Annotated in this window: 19 protein-coding genes; 14 read left to right on the top strand and 5 right to left on the bottom strand. The window is 71.8% G+C overall.

Annotation, left to right across the window (positions count from 1 at the left end; all coding sequences use genetic code 11):
* Positions 1-8 precede the first annotated feature (8 nt).
* Positions 9-830 carry a phytanoyl-CoA dioxygenase family protein gene (locus ACFY1L_RS31330; protein ID WP_388831532.1) on the top strand — a complete coding sequence of 274 codons (822 nt, stop codon included), beginning with the start codon at positions 9-11 and terminating at the stop codon, positions 828-830.
* Here ACFY1L_RS31330 and ACFY1L_RS31325 read toward each other — a convergent pair whose 3' ends face one another.
* Entirely contained in the window at positions 831-1802 is a 972-nt protein-coding gene (locus tag ACFY1L_RS31325) for an aldo/keto reductase (RefSeq protein ID WP_388831530.1), read from the bottom strand. It lies immediately after the preceding gene.
* Between the two features lie 249 nt (positions 1803-2051).
* Here ACFY1L_RS31325 and ACFY1L_RS31320 point away from each other — a divergent pair, with 249 nt between their 5' ends.
* From ACFY1L_RS31320 to ACFY1L_RS31265, 12 genes are all read left to right on the top strand, one after another.
* The gene (locus ACFY1L_RS31320; RefSeq protein ID WP_388831528.1) at positions 2052-3011 is read left to right on the top strand and encodes an endo alpha-1,4 polygalactosaminidase; all 960 of its coding nucleotides are present in this window, start codon (positions 2052-2054) and stop codon (positions 3009-3011) included.
* Between the two features lie 5 nt (positions 3012-3016).
* Positions 3017-4312 (top strand): ABC transporter substrate-binding protein, encoded by a 1296-nt coding sequence (locus tag ACFY1L_RS31315; RefSeq protein WP_388831526.1) that lies wholly within the window; start codon positions 3017-3019, stop codon positions 4310-4312.
* A gap of 23 nt (positions 4313-4335) precedes the next feature.
* Positions 4336-5301: a carbohydrate ABC transporter permease gene (locus ACFY1L_RS31310; protein WP_388831524.1), complete on the top strand. Its 966-nt coding sequence runs from the start codon at positions 4336-4338 to the stop codon at positions 5299-5301.
* A complete protein-coding gene (locus tag ACFY1L_RS31305; RefSeq protein ID WP_388831522.1) occupies positions 5298-6119 on the top strand; it encodes a carbohydrate ABC transporter permease in 822 nt (273 codons plus the stop codon). Before ACFY1L_RS31310 ends, ACFY1L_RS31305 begins: the two co-directional genes overlap by 4 nt.
* 5 nt (positions 6120-6124) lie before the next feature.
* Entirely contained in the window at positions 6125-7063 is a 939-nt protein-coding gene (locus ACFY1L_RS31300) for a carbohydrate kinase family protein (protein ID WP_388831520.1), read from the top strand.
* The gene (locus ACFY1L_RS31295) at positions 7060-8361 is read left to right on the top strand and encodes an alpha-glucosidase/alpha-galactosidase (protein WP_388831519.1); all 1302 of its coding nucleotides are present in this window, start codon (positions 7060-7062) and stop codon (positions 8359-8361) included. Before ACFY1L_RS31300 ends, ACFY1L_RS31295 begins: the two co-directional genes overlap by 4 nt.
* 118 nt (positions 8362-8479) lie before the next feature.
* A complete protein-coding gene (locus ACFY1L_RS31290; protein WP_388831517.1) occupies positions 8480-9322 on the top strand; it encodes a hypothetical protein in 843 nt (280 codons plus the stop codon).
* A gap of 111 nt (positions 9323-9433) precedes the next feature.
* Positions 9434-12181 carry an AAA family ATPase gene (locus ACFY1L_RS31285; RefSeq protein WP_388831515.1) on the top strand — a complete coding sequence of 916 codons (2748 nt, stop codon included), beginning with the start codon at positions 9434-9436 and terminating at the stop codon, positions 12179-12181.
* A gap of 98 nt (positions 12182-12279) precedes the next feature.
* Positions 12280-13104 carry an alpha/beta fold hydrolase gene (locus ACFY1L_RS31280; RefSeq protein WP_388831513.1) on the top strand — a complete coding sequence of 275 codons (825 nt, stop codon included), beginning with the start codon at positions 12280-12282 and terminating at the stop codon, positions 13102-13104.
* Positions 13105-13124: 20 nt separating this feature from the next.
* Positions 13125-13958: an alpha/beta fold hydrolase gene (locus ACFY1L_RS31275; RefSeq protein WP_388831511.1), complete on the top strand. Its 834-nt coding sequence runs from the start codon at positions 13125-13127 to the stop codon at positions 13956-13958.
* Between the two features lie 25 nt (positions 13959-13983).
* Entirely contained in the window at positions 13984-14781 is a 798-nt protein-coding gene (locus tag ACFY1L_RS31270) for an alpha/beta hydrolase (RefSeq protein WP_388831509.1), read from the top strand.
* A gap of 52 nt (positions 14782-14833) precedes the next feature.
* Positions 14834-15625 (top strand): MBL fold metallo-hydrolase, encoded by a 792-nt coding sequence (locus tag ACFY1L_RS31265; protein ID WP_388831507.1) that lies wholly within the window; start codon positions 14834-14836, stop codon positions 15623-15625.
* A 1-nt stretch (position 15626) separates the two neighbouring features.
* Here the strand turns inward: ACFY1L_RS31265 and ACFY1L_RS31260 are convergent, their stop codons facing one another.
* Together ACFY1L_RS31260 and ACFY1L_RS31255 are read right to left on the bottom strand one after the other, a co-directional pair.
* Positions 15627-16154: a flavoprotein gene (locus tag ACFY1L_RS31260; protein WP_388831505.1), complete on the bottom strand. Its 528-nt coding sequence runs from the start codon at positions 16152-16154 to the stop codon at positions 15627-15629.
* A gap of 9 nt (positions 16155-16163) precedes the next feature.
* Entirely contained in the window at positions 16164-16622 is a 459-nt protein-coding gene (locus tag ACFY1L_RS31255; RefSeq protein ID WP_388831503.1) for a nuclear transport factor 2 family protein, read from the bottom strand.
* A gap of 114 nt (positions 16623-16736) precedes the next feature.
* On the opposite strand from ACFY1L_RS31255, the gene ACFY1L_RS31250 reads away from it, so the two are divergent.
* Complete coding sequence (locus tag ACFY1L_RS31250) at positions 16737-17288, top strand: TetR/AcrR family transcriptional regulator (protein WP_388831882.1); 552 nt, start codon at positions 16737-16739, stop codon at positions 17286-17288.
* Positions 17289-17290: 2 nt separating this feature from the next.
* Here the strand turns inward: ACFY1L_RS31250 and ACFY1L_RS31245 are convergent, their stop codons facing one another.
* Positions 17291-17497 carry a ferredoxin gene (locus ACFY1L_RS31245; RefSeq protein WP_388831501.1) on the bottom strand — a complete coding sequence of 69 codons (207 nt, stop codon included), beginning with the start codon at positions 17495-17497 and terminating at the stop codon, positions 17291-17293.
* Positions 17498-17510: 13 nt separating this feature from the next.
* Complete coding sequence (locus ACFY1L_RS31240) at positions 17511-18710, bottom strand: cytochrome P450 (protein ID WP_388831499.1); 1200 nt, start codon at positions 18708-18710, stop codon at positions 17511-17513.
* Positions 18711-18746 lie beyond the last annotated feature (36 nt).

The raw sequence follows: 18746 nt of genomic DNA, 5'->3' as shown, positions 1-18746 counted from the left end.
GGAAACGGATGACAGCCACAGGCATCGGCGCCGCCGACCGGTCCATCCTGACGCAGGACGGACTGCGGCAGTTCCAGGAAGACGGGTTCACGGTCGTGCGCGGGTTGTTCGGGTACGACGAGATCGACCGACTGTGCGCGGAGTTCGCGGCACTGCAGGCGGCGGGGCCGGTCCCCGGGCACTTCGCGCCGCGGGCGTCGTCCGCGGATCCGCTCGCGAGGTATCCGCGGGTGATGCATCCGCACGAGATCAGCGAGCCGGCGCGGCGCGTCCTGCTGGATGCCCGTCTGCGCACCGCTCTGGAGGCTCTGCTCGGCGAGGAGGTCCTGGCCGCGCAGAGCATGTTCTACTTCAAGCCGCCGGGCGCGCGGGGGCAGGCGTTGCACCAGGACAACTTCTATTTGCGGGTGGAGCCGGGCACATGTGTGGCTGCGTGGGTGGCCTGCGACGTGATCGACCGGGACAACGGCGGACTCGAAGTCGTCCCCGGTACGCACCGGATGGATCTGTTCTGTCCGGAGGAGGCGGACGTCGAGGTGTCGTTCGCACGGGAGTACGTTGCGCCGCCGCCGGGTCTCGCGGCCGTGCCGGTCGACATGGCGCCGGGGGACGTCCTGTTCTTCAACGGCAGCCTGGTGCACGGGTCTCAGCCCAACCGCACGGCCGATCGGTTCCGGCGGTCGTTTATCGGGCACTACGTCGGGCGGTCGGCCGAGCGCATCGGAGCGTACTACCGGACGCTGTCGATGAGCGGTGAGCGTGTTCCGCTGGCGGAGAGCGAGGGCGCGGGCCCGTGCGGTACCGAGTTCGCCCCGCACGGGCCCCACTAGTCAGCTGTGACCGACGATCGGGTGCGGGCCGTACGGCTGCTCCAGCTCCTCGATCTCCTTGTCGCTCAGCTCCAGTTCCACCGCGGCCACGGCGTCCTCGATGTGGTGCGGCTTGGCGGCGCCGACGATCGGGGCCGCCACCGTCTCCTGGCGCAGCAGCCACGCCAGGGCCACCTGCGCGCGCGGGACACCGCGGTCGTTCGCGATGCGGGTGACCGACTCGACGATGGTGCGGTCGCCCTCCGGGTAGAGACGGCTGCCGAAGTTGTCGTTGGCGCTGCGCTCGGTGACGGTGCCCCAGTCGCGGGTGAGCCGGCCGCGGGCCAGCGGGCTCCAGGGCAGGGCGCTGACGCCCTGGTCGGCGCAGAGCGGCAGCATCTCGCGCTCCTCCTCGCGGTAGAGGAGGTTGTAGTGGTTCTGCATGGACACGAACTTGGTCCAGCCGTGCCGCTCGGCGGTGTACTGCATCTTCGAGAACTGCCAGGCGTACATCGAACTCGCCCCGATGTAGCGCACCTTGCCCGCCTTCACCAGGTCGTGCAGGGCCTCCATCGTCTCCTCGACCGGGGTGTGCTTGTCGAAGCGGTGGATCTGGTACAGGTCGACGTAGTCCGTGCCGAGGCGGCTGAGGCTGTGGTCGATCTCGGACATGATCGCCTTGCGGGACAGACCGCCGCCGTTGGGTCCGGGCCGCATCCGGCCGTGCACTTTGGTGGCGAGCACGATCTCGTCGCGGTTCGCGAAGTCGCGCAGTGCCTTGCCGACGATCTCCTCGCTGGTGCCGTCGGAGTAGACGTTCGCCGTGTCGAAGAAGTTGATTCCGGCGTCCAGTGCCTGCCGGATCAACGGACGCGAGGCCTCCTCGTCGAGGGTCCACTCGTGGACGCCGCGGTCGGGCAGGCCGTAGGTCATGCAGCCCAGACAGATCCGCGAGACGTCCAGGCCCGTCGAACCGAGCTTCACGTACTGCATCGTTGCTGCTCCTGCCTTCGGGTTGGGTACGAAGGGGAGCGTACGGCTTCGTGTGCAGTCACGTGCCGCCCTCTTGACGGCGGACGGCGGCGGGCGCTTTGATCCTGGACACGTGCCGCCGCCTGCTGCGGGGCACTCAGAGGTGCGCCCAGCCGGTAGCGGACGAGCTCCAAGTCCGGCCAAAGTCGCCAGGACCGACCGGACACCCGGTCCGAGGCGGGGTCGTACCCGCGATTGATGGAGCAGGACATGCCCGTCAAGGGTGTCTCCCGCGTCGGAGGTCTCGGGACGGCCGTCGGCGCGAGCTTTCTTCTCGTCGCAGGGTTGACGGCGTGCGGTTCCCCCGCCGGCGTGTCGTCCGGTGCGTCGAAGCCTTCGGGGCCGTCGAAACCGTCGAGGTCGACGGCCGATGTCCGGAAGCCGTCCAGCAGTGCGCGGCCCTCCCCAGCGGCGAAGCCGTCCCGCACGACGGAAACCCCGTCGCCGACAGCGGCCGCCGACCTCCGGCTGCCGCCCCGCCACGCCGGCTTCGACTACCAGATCGGCGGTGCCTATCCCCCGCCGGCCGGCGTCCGCATCGTCAGCCGCGACCGTACGGCGTCCCCGGCGCCCGGGCTCTACAACATCTGCTACGTCAACGCCTTCCAGTCCCAGCCGGACGAGCGCGCCTCCTGGCCCGCCGACCTGCTGCTGCGGGACAAGGGCGGCAGGGTGGTCGTCGACGAGGACTGGGGCGAGGCGCTGCTCGACATCCGCACGCCGGCCAGGCGGAAGCGTGTGGCCGCGCGGATCAACGGGTGGATCGACGGCTGTGCCGCCAAGGGTTTCGACGCCGTGGAGCCGGACAACTACGACAGTTACACCCGCTCCCGGCACCTGCTGACCGCGAACGACGCGACCGCCTTCATCACCCTGCTGGCCCGGCACGCGCACGCCCGGCATCTGGCGATCGCGCAGAAGAACACCGTGGAGCTGGCCGGGCTCAGGAAGCGGACCGGGCTCGACTTCGCGGTGGCCGAGGAGTGCGCGGAGTACGACGAGTGCGGGCAGTACGCGAAGGCCTTCGACGACCGGGTGGTGGTCGTCGAGTACTCGGATTCCGGGCTGCGCAAGGCACTTGCGGGCTTCGGCGGCCGGCTGAGCATCGTGCGCCGGGACGTCATGGTGTCGACGCCCGGCAGCGACGACTACGTGCGCAAGGTGCGGTGAGGGCGATGACCGAGGGGATGTCACGTCGTCGGCTGCTGCTCGGTGCGGCCTCGATGGCCGCCGTGAGCGGCTGTGCGGGTGGTGCGTCGGACGGGGTGGGTGCCGACGGCAGGGTGACCGTGGAGCTGTGGCACGGGCAGGCCGACACCGCGCGCAAGGCCCTGGAGACACTGGTCGCCGAGTTCAACCGAACGCATCCGAAGATCCGTGTCGAGGCGGCCGGTGGCGGGGTCATCGCCGACGCGATGCTCCAGAAGGTGACCGCGGCGCTGGCCGCCGGCTCCTATCCGGACATCGCCTACATCTTCGGCTCGGACCTGGCGAGCGTGGCGCGCAGCCCGCGCGTGGTCGACCTGACCGACGCGATGCACGAGGGGCCGACGCCCTGGAACGCCTTCTGGAAGCCGGTGCGCGACGCGGTCACGCTCAACGGCCGGGTGCGGGCGGCGCCCGCGGTGCTCGACTCGCTGTGCGTCGTCTACAACAAGAAGCTGTTCCGGCGCGCCGGTGTGCCCTACCCCCGGGCGGGCTGGTCCTGGGACGAATTCACCGACACCGCACGGAAGTTGACCGACCCCGGCCGGGGTGTGTTCGGCACCGGCTGGCCCGGGGCGGGCGACGAGGACACCGTCTGGCGGCTGTGGCCGATGGTCTGGGACCTGGGCGGCGAGGTGGTCGCCGACGACGGCCGGCACATCGGCTTCGCCGACCAGGGCGCCCGGGCCCTGGAGACGATCGCCCAACTGGTGCGCGACAAGAGTGTGTACGTCGACCCGTCGGGCGGCGGCGAGCAGATGTACCAGGTCTTTCAGGGCGGCCGGATGGCGATGGTCGGGACCGGCCCGTGGCAGCTGCCGGACATCGTCGGCGCCAAGCTGGACTACGGGGTGGTGCCGCTGCCGACGTACAGCGGGCGGCCGGTGACCATCTCGGGGCCCGACATCTGGACGGTCTTCGACAACGGCTCGGCCCGCTCGCGTGCGGCCGTGGAGTTCGTGCGCTGGATGAACCGTCCGGTCCAGGACGTCCGTTGGGACGCCTCGGCGGGCAGTCTCCCGCTCACCACACAGGCCGCGAACCGGCCGGAGTGGCGGCGGCACAGCGCCACGACGGTGGGCCTCGACGTGTTCACCGACTCCCTGCGCACCGCCCGCGTCCGTCCCGTCCACGCCGCGTATCCGCAGATCTCGCAGGCGCTGGGCGAGGCGATCGTCTCCGTCCTGCTCGGCAAGGACTCGCCCGCCCACGCCCTGCGCCGCTGTGCCGACAAGGCCGACGCGGCCTTGCGGATCCCCAGGTGACTTCCCCGGTACGGGAGACCCTCATGTCCACTCTGCCCCGCGCTCTCACCCTCCCGCCGCAGACCCCGGTGGCCGACCCGGCCGCCGCGCGCCGCGCCGCCCGCCGCCGTGCCCGCCGCGAGCGCACCACGGCCTGGGCCTTCATCAGCCCGTCGGTCGTGGTGATCCTCGGCCTGAGCGTCGTGCCCGTCGTCTGGTCGCTGCTGCTGTCCTTCCGCGCGGACGACCTGGTGACCCCGGGCCGCTGGGTGGGTCTGGAGAACTACGACGCACTCGTCCAGGATCCCAACTTCCGTACGGCCGTGGGGAACACGCTCCTGTACACGGCCCTGTTCGTGCCGCTCAGCCTGGTCGGCGGGCTCGCCCTGGCCCTGGCGCTGAACCGCCGGATGCGCTTCATCGGCCTGTACCGCACGCTGGTGTTCGTCCCGTTCGTGGTGTCGGCGACCGCCCAGGGCGTGCTGTTCTCCTTCATCCTCGACCCGGAGTTCGGCGCCGCCAACGCCCTGCTGCACCACCTCGGGATCTCCCGGCAGGGCTTCCTCGCCGACCCCGACCAGGCGCTCTATCTGCTGGTGCTGATCTCCCTGTGGAGCGGGATCGGGTTCTGCGTGGTCGTCTATCTGGCCGCACTGCAGGACGTGCCGCCCGAACTCGTCGAGTCCGCGCGGATCGACGGCGCGAACCGGCGGCAGGTGCTGCACCACGTCACACTTCCGGCGCTCACGCCCGTCACCGTGTTCCTGCTGCTGTGGCAGATCATCACCGCGTTGCAGGTGTTCGACCTGATCTATGTGACGACGAAGGGCGGGCCGCTCGGTTCGACGACCGTCGTCGTCTACTTCGTCTGGCAGCAGGCCTTCCAGCTGTTCACCGCCGGGTACGGGGCCGCGGCGGCCTACGTCCTCGCGCTGGCCCTGCTGGTCGGGGGCGGCGCGGTGCACCTCGTACGGCGCCGGCAGGAACGTACGGAAGGAGCCGCCCGATGAGCGCGCGCAGGTCGACTCTCGGCCGCCATCTGCTGCTGGCGCCGGTCGCGCTGCTGTTCGCGCTGCCGCTGGTGTGGCTGGCGGTCAGCTCGGTGATGTCGGACGCGGAGATCAACCGGTTCCCGCCCGCGCTGTGGCCGGACGGCATCCATCTCGGTGGCTACCGGTACGTCCTCGGCAACGCGATGTTCCCGCGCTGGTTCGCCAACTCGCTGATCGTGGCGTCCGTCGCGGTCGTGTCGAATCTGCTGCTGGGGGCGCTCGGCGGCTATGCGTTCGCCCGGATGCGGTTCGCCGGGTCGCGGCTGCTGCTGGGGCTGATGCTGGCGACGATGGTGGTGCCGTTCCAGCTGACGATGATCCCGACGTTCCTGGTGATGAAGTGGTTCGGGCTGATCGACACGCTGGGCGCACTGATCGTGCCGTCGCTGGTGACGCCGTTCGCGGTGTTCCTGTTCAGGCAGTTCTTCCTGTCCCTGCCGCGGGAGATGGAGGAGGCCGCCTGGATCGACGGGTGTTCGCGCCTGCGGGTGCTGTTCTCGATCGTGCTGCCGCTGGCCCGGCCCGCGCTCGCCACGGTCGCCGTACTGACCTTTCTCACCACCTGGAACGACCTGTCCTGGCCGCTGATCGCGATCAACCACGACACGAAGTACACGCTCCAGTTGGGCCTGACGACCTTTCAGGGGCAGCACCACATCAAGTGGTCGGCGGTGATGGCGGGCAATGTGATCACGGTGCTGCCGGTGCTGGTGGCGTTCCTGCTGGCGCAGAAGACCTTCATCCAGTCGTTGACGTCGAGCGGGCTCAAGGGGTGAGCGGGTTGTCCTTCGACCTGCTGGTGATAGGGGACGCCAACCCGGACGTGGTGGTCGGCCCGGTGACCGGGATCGAGTTCGGGCAGCGCGAACGGCTCGTCGAGCACGGCCGGTTGGTGCTCGGCGGTTCCGCGGCGATCATGGCGTGCGGGGCGGCCCGGCTCGGGTTGCGGGTCGCGTTCGCGGGGCGGGTGGGCGACGATCCGGCGGGGGCGTTCGTACGGCAGGCGCTGGCCGCGCGGGGTGTCGACGTCGGCCACCTGGTCGTGGATCCCCAACTGCCCACTCCCCTCACGGCGATTGTGACCACGGGCGACGGCGACCGGGCGATCCTCACCTCCCCCGGCTGCCTGGCCGCGACCGGTCCCGAGGCCGTACCGGCAGAGCTGCTGGCCGCCGCGCGGCACGTCCACTCCGCCTCCTTCTTCCTGATGCCGCGCCTCGCCAGCGCGCTGGCCGACGTCTACGCCGAGGCCCGCGCGCAGGGTGCGACCACCTCGCTCGACACCAACGACGACCCGGCCGGCCGCTGGGACCGCGCCCTCCTGGAGCCCGTCCTGAAAGTGACCGACGTACTGCTGCCGAACGCGGCCGAGGCCCGCGCCCTGTCCGGCGAGGCTCAACTCGCCGATGCAGCAGCCTCGTTGGCCCGGCACGGACCGACGGTCGTCGTCAAGGACGGCGCCCGGGGCGCCCTCGTCTGCGAGGGCACACGGCTGCTGCGCGCCGGGGCCGTCCCCGTCGAGCCGGTCGACGCCGTGGGCGCCGGCGACAGCTTCGACGCCGGTTTCGTCGCCGCACGACTGCGCGGACTGGACCTGCGCACGTCGCTGACGCTCGCCGTCGCATGCGGCTCACTGTCGACGCTCGACCACGGCGGTACGGCGGCGCAGCCGACGTGGGAGCAGGCCTGTGCCGCCACCGATCCGAAAGGGACCAGATGAAGATCGTGTTCGTGGGGGCGGGCAGCGTGGTGTTCACGCAGGGCCTGCTGGCCGATCTGTTCGCCTTCCCCGAGCTCGCGCACGCCCGGATCGCCCTGCACGACATCGACCCGCAGCGGCTGGCGACGGCGGAGGGCGCCGCCCGCCACATCGCGGAGGTGCGCGGAGCGAAGCCGGTGATCACCGCGCATCTGGAGCGGCGGGCGGCCCTGGCGGACGCCGACTTCGTCGTCAACATCGTCCAGGTCGGCATGGACGCGGCCACCCGCACCGACTTCGCCGTACCGGCCCGCTACGGGCTGCGCCAGACGATCGGCGACACGCTCGGCGTCGGCGGTATCTTCCGCGCGCTGCGAACCTTCCCCGTCCTCAAGGGAATCGCCGAGGACATGGCCGAACTCTGCCCGGGCGCCCACCTGTTGAACTACACCAACCCGATGGCGATGAACGTGCTCTATCTGAGCCGTATCGCCCCGGAGTTGAAGGTCACCGGCCTGTGCCACTCGGTGTACTGGACGATGCACGACCTGTCCGCCCTGGTCGGTGTGCCCTTCGAGGAGGTTTCCTATATGGCCGCGGGCGTCAACCACCAGGCGTGGGTGCTGCGCTTCGAACGCGAGGGACAGAGTCTGTACCCCCTGCTGGACGAGGCGATCACCCGCGACCCCGGTCTGCTGCGCCGCGTCCGCGTGGACATGTACCGCAGGCTGGGCCACTACCCGACCGAGACCAGCGAGCACTCCTCCGAGTACGTGCCCTGGTATCTGCACCACGACAGCGAGATCGAGCGGCTGCGGCTGCCCGTCGGCGCCTACCTGAAGATCATCGAGGAGAACGCGGCGAGCTACGAGCACACCCGCGAGGCCCTCGCCGCGGGCCGCCCCCTCCCCGTGGAGGGCACCCTGGAGTACGCCCCGCAGATCATCCACAGCACGGTCACCGGGACGCCCCGCACGGTCTACGGCAACGTCCCCAACCGCGGCCTGATCGACAACCTGCCGGCCGACTCGGTCGTCGAAGTCCCGTGCCTCGTCGACGCGTTGGGCGTCCAGCCCACCCGCGTCGGCGCCCTGCCACCCCAGTGCGCGGCCCTCAACCGCGCGTACGTCTCCGTCACCGACCTGGTGGTCCGCGCGGCCACGGACGGCGACCCGCGGCACATCCGGCACGCCGCGATGGCCGACCCGGCGACGGCGGCCGCGCTGCCGGTGGAACGGATCTGGGACCTGTGCGACGACCTCGTAGAAGCTCATGGCGAGCTGCTGCAGCCGGAGCTGAGGGGGCGACTGGGGCACTGATCGTTGCTGCCCGCAGGTGACCGCCCGGCGTGGGAGCGGCCGGGCGGTCGGCGCGCTCCCGCATCCTCGGCGCAGGTGACCGGCGTCCGGCCGGTCCTGGCCGTGCGGGAGGAACCCGGTGCCGACACGCCCGACGAAGCTGAAGCTCCTGCTGGGGACGGCAGTGCTGCCGCTCGCCCTGGTGTCACCCGCCTGGGGCAGCCCGAGCCCGCCCCCGGCACCGTCCACGCTGTGCGCACCCGCGGGAGTCCTGCGGGGCGCGGACGGGCAGCGGGCCTCGGTCAGCCTGTGCGCGGGCAGCGGCACCCCGATGATGGCGGTGTCGGCCCCGGCGGCATGCCGTCGCAGCGGGTCGGCCGCCGGCCTCGCCTGTCTGACCTCGGGCACGTGGACCGCACGGAAGAACGGCGTGACGGTGGTCTCCGGGAAGCTTCCCGGCTCGGGCGACTATCCCGGTCCGGGGACGTACGACATCGAGGGCGACGTCCGCGTGACGTCGTCGCCCGCAGGTGTGGACCTGCAGGGCACCGTCCGCGCCACGCTGACGCTGACCGCGCCCAAGCCGCCGGCCACGCACCGCATCGAGGTCGACCGCAGCACGCTGGGGCGCGATTCGGCGACCACACTGACGTACCGGATCTTCCGCGACAGCGAGAACGGGGACGGCAGCGCCCGGTTCGGGCTGATCGGCGAGGAGGGCACGGGGGTGCGGCTGTCCACGTCCGATCCGCGCTGCGTCAATCCGCTGATCGGCCGCTACCCCGCGACGACGAGGAACGCGTACGCCCTCGACTGCGCACTCACCGACCTCCAGCCGGGACGGCCCTCGACCGTCGTCGTACGCGTGGTGACGCAGCAGACCTGCTCCACCGTGGTGTCCAAGCTGGGTTACTGGATGCCGCAGGGCCAGGCGTTGTACACGGGCGGAATGCTGGCGGGCCCCACCGTGGAGTGCGTTTGAGATCCATACTCACGTTCCCCGTACAGTCCCCGTCCGAAATTGTTTGAATGACCGAGCTTCACGAAAACTGCCGATGGCCTTCACGTGCGGGCCTCACCGAAGGGCGTTGGCGTGATCCTCAAGGGGCGGGTCCAGGAACGTGAGCAGCTCGACGGCCTCGTCGCCGCCCTGCGCGAGGGGCTCAGCAGGGTCGCGGTGCTGTGGGGTGACGCCGGCATCGGCAAGAGCGCGCTGCTCGGCCATGCGGCCCGGGAGGCAGCGGATCTGCGGGTCCTGCGGGTGGCGGGGGTGGAGGCCGAGTCAGGCTTCCCGTTCGCCGCGCTGCACCGGCTGCTGGTTCCGCTCGTCGAGGAGCTCAAGGAGCCGGGTGCGCTGCCCGCGGCCCAGCACGAGGCGCTGCGGGTGGCCTGCGGGCTGGCCGACGGGCCGCCCGCCGACCGGTTCCTGGTGGGCCTCGCGACGCTGACGCTGCTCGCGGAGGCGGCGAAGCAGCGGCCGGTGCTGGCCTGCGTCGACGACGCCCAGTGGCTCGACGACGAGTCCCTTGCGGTGCTCGCCTTCGTGGGGCGGCGGGTGCACGCGGAGGGCGTGGGCCTACTGTTCGCCGCGCGCACCGGATTCGATGTGCCCGCCGGGCTGCCCGTCACCGAAGTCGCCGGTCTGGAGGAGCCGTTCGCCCTGGAGCTGCTGCGGGAAGCGGTGTCCCGGCCGTTGGACGGACGGGTCGCGGCGCGGATCGTGGCCGCGACGGCGGGCAACCCGCTCGCGCTGGCCGACCTCGGCCAGGAGCTGACCGCCGACCAGCTCGCCGGCTCGCTGGCGCTGCCCGAACCCCTGCCGGTGGGCCGCACGTTGGAGGAGCACTACCTGCAACGGGTCCGTGAGCTGCCGGAGTCGACGCGGACCTGGCTGCTGCTCGCGGCCGCCGAGCCGGGCGGGGACCTGGGGTACGTCACGGCCGCGGCGAAGCTGCTCGGCTGCGATCCCGAGGCCTCCGGGCCGGCCGAGGCGGCGCGGCTCGTGGTGCTGCGCGCGGCCGCGGACTTCCGGCATCCGCTGGTGCGTTCGGCGGTGTACGGCGGGGCGACCGGCGTCGAGCGGCGGCGCGCGCACGCCGCGCTGGCCGAGGTCACCGACCGGCCGGCCGACACGGACAGCAGGGCCTGGCACCTGGCCGCCGCGGCGTTCGGGCCGGACGAGGCCGTCGCCGCGGAAGTGGAGCGGACCGCCGACCGGGCGGGCGCGCGCGGCGGCCACGCGGCCCGCGCCACCTTTCTGACCCGGGCGGCCGAGCTGACCCCGGAGGGCGAGGTGCGGGCCGGGCGGCTGCTCTCGGCTGCCGAGGCGGCGCTCACGGCCGGGGCGCCGCTGCAGGCGGAGTCGCTGCTCGACCGCATCGACGTGGGGCTGCTGGGTGACGTGGGCCGGGGCCGGGCGCTGCTGGTGCGGGCGCACGCGATCTCCCTGCTGGGCGACGCCGGGGCGTTCGCCGGGGCCCCGGCGCTGTGCCTGTACGCCGCTCGGTCCCTCGCCGACGGCGCCCCCGGCCTCGCCCGCGAAGCACTGCTGCGAGCCGTCGACCGGGCCATCTCCGCGGAGCACCTGATACGCGACGTGACACCGGGCGACATCGCGCGGGCCATCGACGACCTGCTGCCGCGCTCGGCCCCCGCGACCGGCAGCGACCTCGTGCTGCGCGCCTTCGCCGTGCTGGTCACCGAGGGCTACGAGCGCGCCGTACCGCACATGCGGCAGGCCCACTCGGTGGTCGTGGACCCACGCACGCCCGACGAGGAGGTGCTGCGCGCCTATCTGCCCGCGGTCACCCTGTCGATGATGCTGTGGGACGCGGACGCGCAGAGCGCGGTCATGGCCCGGGCCGCGGACGCCGCCCGCAGGGCCGGCGCCCTGACGCAGCTGGACACCGCCCTGTACTGCACGGTGATGCACGAGACGATCCTCGGCGAACTGACGACGGCGGACGAGGTGCAGGCGCAGGGCACCCAGATCCGCGCGGCGATCGGCGCCACCGACGACATGTGGGCCCTGTACCGGCATCCCGAACTGCTCGCCTGGCATGCCGAGGCACAGAACCTCGAGGCGGCGCTGCGCGGGTCGATGGAGGCCGGCAGCTGGCTGGGCAACGGCGCGGTCGAGTCCATCGCCCGCATCGGCATGGTGATCCTCGCCCTCGGCGGCGGCGACTACGCCCGCGCCCGCACCATCCTCCACGAACTGATCGAGCACGACCTGATCGGCTACCACTCCCGCCTCCTCCCCCACCTCGTCGAGGCGGCCGTGCGCTGCGGCGACCGCGTCCTGGCCATGGCCGCCCTGCGCAAATTGGCCTCCCGGGCCACGGCCACCGGCACGCCGTGGGCGCTCGGCCTGCTGGCCCGCTGCCGGGCCCTGCTCGCCCCGGCGAGCGAGGCCGAGCCCCTGTACCGCGAGGCGATCTCCATGCTGTCCGGCACCCGGGCCCGGTCCGACCTCGCCGTCGCCCATCTCCTGTACGGCGAATGGCTGCGCCGCCGCAGGCGCCGCAGGGACGCCCGCGACCAACTGCGCACGGCCTGGGAGCTGTTCGACCGCATGCGGGCCACGGGATACGCGGCCCGCGCCGCCCAGGAACTGGCGGCGACCGGAGAGCATCCGCAGCGGGCGCAGGCGGGGGCGGCCAGTGCGCTGACCCCGCAGGAACTCACCATCGCGCGGCTCGCGAAGAGCGGCGCGACCAACGCCGAGATCGCCGCGCAGCTGTTCATCAGCGCGAGCACGGTCGACTACCACCTTCGGAAGATCTTCCGGAAGCTCGACGTCACCTCCCGGCGACAGCTCAGGCGGGCGCCGGAGCTCTGAGTCCGGGTCCCGACTACGCGTTCCACGGGATTCGGGGGTGCGGGCATCCGTATGACGCTCGACGCGTCGAACACGTCCCACGAACGAGAGGACTCACAATGCCGTACGTCACCGCAGCCGACGGAGCCGAGATCTTCTACAAGGACTGGGGTGTGGGCCGCCCCGTCGTCCTCAGTCACGGCTGGCCGCTCAACTCGGACAGCTGGGAGGCGCAGCAGCTGTTCCTCGCCTCGCACGGCTTCCGGGTGATCGCCCACGACCGGCGCGGCCACGGCCGGTCCACCCAGACCTGGCACGGCAACGAGATGAACACCTACGCCGACGACCTGGCCACCCTCGTCGACACGCTCGACCTGCGCGACGTCACGCTCATCGGGTTCTCCACCGGCGGCGGCGAGGTCGCGCGCTACATCGGCCGGCACGGCACCGCGCGCGTCGCACAGCTCGTGCTGGTCTCCGCCGTTCCGCCGTTCATGCTCAGGACCGACGACAACCCGGGCGGGGTGCCGATCGAGGTCTTCGACGCGATCCGTGCCGGGTCCCTGGCCGACCGCTCGCAGCTGTACCGCGACCTGGCCGACGGGCCGTTCTTCGGCAACAACCGGCCCGGCGCCAATGTCTCGCAGGGCGCCCGGGACGCCTTCTGGCGCCAGGGCATGGAGGCCGGCCACCGAAACGCCTACGAGTGCATCGCCGCCTTCTCCGCGACCGACTTCCGCACGGATCTGGACGCCGTCGACGTGCCCACCCTGGTCATCCACGGCGACGACGACCAGGTCGTGCCGTTCGAGGTGGGCGGCAAGGCATCGGCGGACCGCGTCAAGACCGCCTCGCTGAAGGTCTACCCGGGCGCACCGCACGGCATCACGGACACGCACAAGGACCAACTGAGCGCCGACCTCCTCGAGTTCCTCAACTCCTGACACCGGAAGGAACCCATCGGATGGTCCCCGAAAGTCATCCCCGCCGGCGCGTCCTCGGCGGGCTGCTGGCGGCCGGAGGTGCCGTCACCCTCGGCACCGCCGCCACGCCCGCCTCGGCCGACGTCCGCACGGAAGGCGGCGGCAGACCGACGGTCGTCCTGGTCCACGGTGTCTTCGCCGACGCCTCCGGCTGGAACGACGTCAGCTCCCGCCTGCAGAAGGCGGGTTACGAGGTCATCGCCCCGGCCAACCCACTGCGCGACCTGGCCGGCGACTCGGCGTACATCGGCAGCGTCGTCGACACGATCCCCGGTCCGGTCATCCTGGTCGGCCACTCCTACGGCGGCGAGGTGATCACCAACGCGGGGCGGGGGCGGGCCGGCGTCAGGGCTCTCGTCTACGTCGCGGCCTTCGCCCCGGACGAGGGCGAGAGCGCGCTGCAGCTGGCCGGGAAGTTCCCGGGGAGCGGGCTGCCGGACGCGCTGCTGACCCGTCCGTTCCCGCTGCCCGACGGCACCACCGGGACCGACGGCTACATCGACCCGGCGAAGTTCCACGACGTGTTCGCCCAGGACCTGCCGCGCTCGGTGACCCGCCTGATGGCGGCCGCCCAACGCCCGGGCGCCGTGGGCGGGTTGGGCGCCCCGAGCGGCGTACCGGCGTGGAAGAGCCTGCCGTCCTGGTACGTCGTGGCCGGCGCCGACCGTGTCATTCCGCCCGCGGTGCAGCGCTTCATGGCCGACCGCGCCAAGAGCAGGACCGTCGAGGTCAAGGGCGCCTCGCACGTCGTGATGATGTCGCACCCGGACGCCGTCGTCCGGCAGATCGAGGCCGCCCACCGCGCCACCCGCTGACGCCTCCGGAAGGAAGGGAGGAGACATGACCGCTCCGGACACCGTCGTCCTCGTCCACGGCTTCTGGGTCACTCCGAGGAGCTGGGAGCACTGGGTCGCCCACTACGAGAAGCGGGGTCTGCGCGTGCTCGCGCCCGCCTATCCCGGTTTCGAGGCGGAGGTCGAGTCCCTGAACGCCGACCCCGCCCCGATCGAGCAGGTCACCGTCCCGCAGATCGTCGAGAGCCTGGAGAACGTGGTCCGCGGACTGGACCGGCCGCCGATCCTGATCGGCCACTCCGCCGGCGGCGTCTTCGTGCAACTGCTGCTGGACCGCGGCCACGGCGCCGCGGGCGTGGCGATGAACTCCGCGCCCACGGAGGGTGTGGCCGTGGTGCCGCTGACCCAGATCAAGTCGGCCTTCCCGGTGCTGAAGAACCCGGCCAACCGGCACCGGGCGGTGGGCCTGACGGCCGAGCAGTGGCACTACGCCTTCACCAACACGTTCTCCGAGGAGGAGTCCCGGGCGCTGTACGAGCGCTATGCGATCCCCGCCTCCGGCGCCATCTTCTGGGACAGCGCCCTGGCCACGCTGCGCCCGGGCCACCAGAGCACGTACGTCGACTACCACAACGACGCCCGCGCTCCGCTGCTGTTCATCTCCGGCGAGCAGGACCATCTGATGCCGCCGAAGGTGCAGCAGTCCAACGCCCGCCACTACAAGTCGAACACGGTCACGGAGGTGAAGGAGTTCCCGGGCATGCCGCACCTGCTGCCCGCCGCGCCCGGCTGGGAGGAGGTCGCCGACCACGCCCTCGACTGGGCTCTCTCGCACGCCCGTTGACGCCGTGCGCCCGGGGCGGTGCACCGCCCCGGGCATCCGGAAGGGACCACGCATGACCGAGGCCCGCATCACCCACATCGGCGGCCCGACCACGCTGATCGAGGCCGCCGGATGGCGTCTGCTGACGGACCCGACGTTCGACCCGCCCGGCCGCCGCTACTCCTTCGGCTACGGCACCTCGTCGCGCAAGACCGCCGGCCCCGCTCTCAAGGCCGCCGAACTCCCGCCGCTGGACGCGGTGTTGCTCACCCACGACCACCACGCCGACAACCTCGACGCGGCCGGACGCGACCTGCTGCCGACGGCGGACGTCGTCCTGACCACACCGCCCGGGTCGCGTCGCCTCGGCGGCAACTCGCGTGGACTGGCCCCGTGGACGACCTGGCGCCTTCAGGCCCCGGACCGCCCCACCATCGAGGTCACCGCCACACCCGCACGCCACGGGCCGCCCCTGTCCCACCCGTTCGTCGGCGACGTGGCGGGCTTCGCGCTGCGCTGGGAAGGCCAGCAGCACGGCGCACTGTGGATCTCCGGGGACACGGTCCTGTACGACGGGGTACGCGAGGTCGCGCACCGGATGACCGTCGGCACGGCGCTGCTGCACCTGGGCGGCGTGCGCTTCCCCGTGACCGGGCCGGTCCGCTACACGATGACGGCGTCCCGTGCCGTGGAGCTGTGCCGCCTGCTGCGCCCGCACACCGCGCTGCCCGTCCACTACGAGGGCTGGTCCCACTTCCAGGAGGGCCGTCGGACGGTGGAGGCCGAGTTGGCGAAGGCTCCCGCCGAGATCCGCGAACGCTTCCGCTGGCTGCCGACCGGGTCCCCGCTGGAGGTCACCGTCTGACTCACCCGAGCAGGTCCAGCGCCCGCTCCCACCCGAACTCCGGCCGCACACCGTCCTGCCCCACCTCGCCGGAGTACGGCTCGCCGAAGCGGACGCCCATCGCGCGCAGGCGTATCAGGCTGTCCTGGTAGGCGGGGTGGGCGGCCAACGCGTCGGCCACGCAAGGGAGTACGGCCACCGGGACGCCCAGGCCGTACGTCTCGCACAGGGTGGCCACGGCGAGGGTGTCCGCCAGGCCCGCCGCCCACTTGTTGATCGTGTTGAAGGTGGCGGGCGCGACCACGACGGCGTCCGGCGGCGGGAAGGGCCGCGGATCGCCGGGCGTGCGCCAGGCGGAGCGGATCGGGCGGCCGGTCTGCGCCTCGACGGCGGCGGTGTCGAAGAAGCCGTTCATGGTGACCGGCGTCGCGATGACGCCGACCTCCCAGTCCCGCTCCTGCGCGGCGGTGATCAGCTTGCTGACGTCCGCGGCGATCCCGGCGGCGCAGACGACGACGTAGAGGAAGGGTTTCTCGGCCTGTTCGGTCACGCGGGAACCCTATTCGAGCGGGAAGGACCGTCCGCGTTCGGCTTCGGGGCGCGGGCCGTGGATGCGGCGCTGCTTCTCCTCGATGGGTACGTCGTTGATGCTGGCCTCGCGGCGGGTCATCAGGCCATGCTCGTCGAACTCCCACAGTTCGTTGCCGTAGGAGCGCCACCACTGGCCGCCGGCGTCCCGGGATTCGTACTGGAAGCGGACGGCGATGCGGTTGCCGTCGTAGGCCCACAGGTCCTTGCGCAGCGCGTAGTCCAGCTCGCGCTCCCACTTGGCGGTCAGGAACTCGACGATCGCGGCGCGGCCGGTGACGAAGGCGTCGCGGTTGCGCCACACCGAGTCCTCCGAGTAGGCGAGCGCCACCTTGTGCGGATCGCGGGTGTTCCAGGCGTCCTCGGCGGCCTGGACCTTCTGCGCGGCGGTCTCGCGGGTGAACGGGGGCCGGGGCGGACGGTCGGTCACGGTCTCCTCCTCGACGGACGGACAACGATGGAGAACGTGCGTTCTCCGGTCGGCTGCTACCGTAGGAGAACGCGCGTTCTCACGTCAAGGAAGGTCGTACGCCGCATGGCCGTCATGGACAGCGCAGCCGCCCGGGAGCAGGCGCTGGACGCCGCCGAGGAGCTGTTCTACGGGCGGGGCATCCAGTCCGTCGGCATGGACGACATCCGCGGCGCCTCCGGCGTCTCGCTCAAGCGGCTGTACCAGCTGTTCCCGGCGAAGGAACAGCTCGTCGAGGCGTATCTGCAGCGGCGCGACGTGCGCTGGCGCGGGCGGCTCGCCGAGTTCGTGGAGCGCCACGAGGACCCCGAGGAGCGGATCCTGGCGGTCTTCGACTGGCTGGAGCAGTGGTTCGGCGAGGACGGATTCCGCGGGTGTGCGTGGATCAATGCCTACGGCGAGCTGGGGGCCACGTCGGAGCGTGTGGTGGCCCAGGTGCGGGCGCACAAGCGGGCGTTCCGCGACTACCTCGCCGGGCTGGTGGCGGACGCGGGGCTGCCCGGCATCCTGGCCGGGCAGCTGTTTTTGCTGGCCGAGGGCGCCATGGTCGCCGCCGGCACAACGCCGAGTACGGAGCCCGCCCAGGAGGCGCGCGAGGCGGCGCGCCTCCTGCTGCGGGCCCGCTGAGTTCAGCCGTCGGACACCGTGATGGCACTGACCGGGCAGGCCCGGGCCGCCTCGCGGACCATCGGGTCGCCGCCGCCGTCCTCGCGGCCCGGCAGCAGCGTGCTGAATCCGTCGTCGTCCTGGGTGAAGACGCTCGGTGCGGCCAGGGCGCACTGGCCGGCGCCGATGCAGGCGTCCTTGTCGATCTCGATACGCGTGTCGGTGTGCATGGCCTCGAGCCTCTTACCAGGTCACGGGGAGTTCCAGCATCCCCTGGATCGTGTCGCCGGGTTTGAAGGGGATCTCCTCGGGCGGGGCGGCGAGGCGGAGCGTCGGCAGCCGGTCGAAGAGGGTGTGCAGGGCGATCTCCAGCTCGGCGCGGGCCAGGTTCTGGCCGAGGCACTGGTGGATGCCGAAGCCGAACGCGACGTGGTGGCGGGCGGGCCGGTGCCAGTCGAGGGAGTCGGGGTCGGCGTAGACGTCCTGGTCGCGGTTGATGAGCGAGGTCGCGAAGACCACGCCGTCGCCCGCGCGGATGGTCGAGCCGCCCGCCTCGATGTCCTCGGTGGCCCTGCGCAGCAGTCCGTCCGCGATCGACAGCATGCGCATCAGTTCCTCGACCGCACCGGGGATCAGCCCGGGGTCGTCACGCAACTCGGCCAGCCGCTGGGGGTGTTGGAGGAGCGTGAAGGTGCCGAGGGAGATCATGTTGGCGGTCGTCTCGTGGCCGGCGACCAGCAGGATGGTCGCGAAGGAGATGACTTCCTGGCGGTCCAGCACGCCTTCCCGCAGCTGCTGGTGGACGAGTTCGTCCAGCACGCCGTCGCCGGGCTCGGGCTGTTTCAGCTTGCGGTCGATCAACTCCTCGAAATAGGCGTCCAGTTGGTTACGGGCGTCCTGCACGTCGTCGACCGTCGGGCCGCGCAGCAGCCGGCGCGACTGCCCCTCGAAGAAGTCGTGGTCGGCGTAGGGGACGCCGAGCAGCGCGCAGATCACCATCGACGGCACCGGCAGCGCGAAGGCGCTCACGAGTTCGGCGGTCGGGCCCTGCGCGATCATCGCGTCGATCCGCTCGTCCACGATGCGCTGGATCTCCGGGCGCAGTTCGACGGCGCGGCGGAGGGTGAAGCTGGGGACCATCATGCGCCGCTGGGTGCGGTGCTTGGGGTCGTCGACGCCGAGCAGCGCGACCCTCCGGTTCTTCACCGCCGCGAACCGCTCGGTGGGCGCCGGGAAGTCGGGATGGGTGCGGTCGGTCGACAGGCGCTGGTCGGCGAGCAGGTCGCGGGCGAGGCCGTGCCCCGTGACCAGCCAGACCTGCCGGCCGTCGTAGAGCGTGACCCGGGTCAGCGGGCGATCGGCACGCAGGGGCTCGTAGGCGGTGGGCGGGTGGTAGGGGCAGGTCCGGTCCTGGGGGAACGCGACGGGTTCCGTTGCCGTCATGGAAGACCTCGCAGACGAAGAGTGCGTCGTGCAGAT

Origin of the sequence: Streptomyces sp. NPDC001663 (assembly GCF_042893105.1) — a bacterium.
In the GTDB taxonomy this organism is placed as follows: Bacteria; Actinomycetota; Actinomycetes; order Streptomycetales; family Streptomycetaceae; genus Streptomyces.
This window is presented reverse-complemented; position numbering and strand designations above follow the sequence as displayed.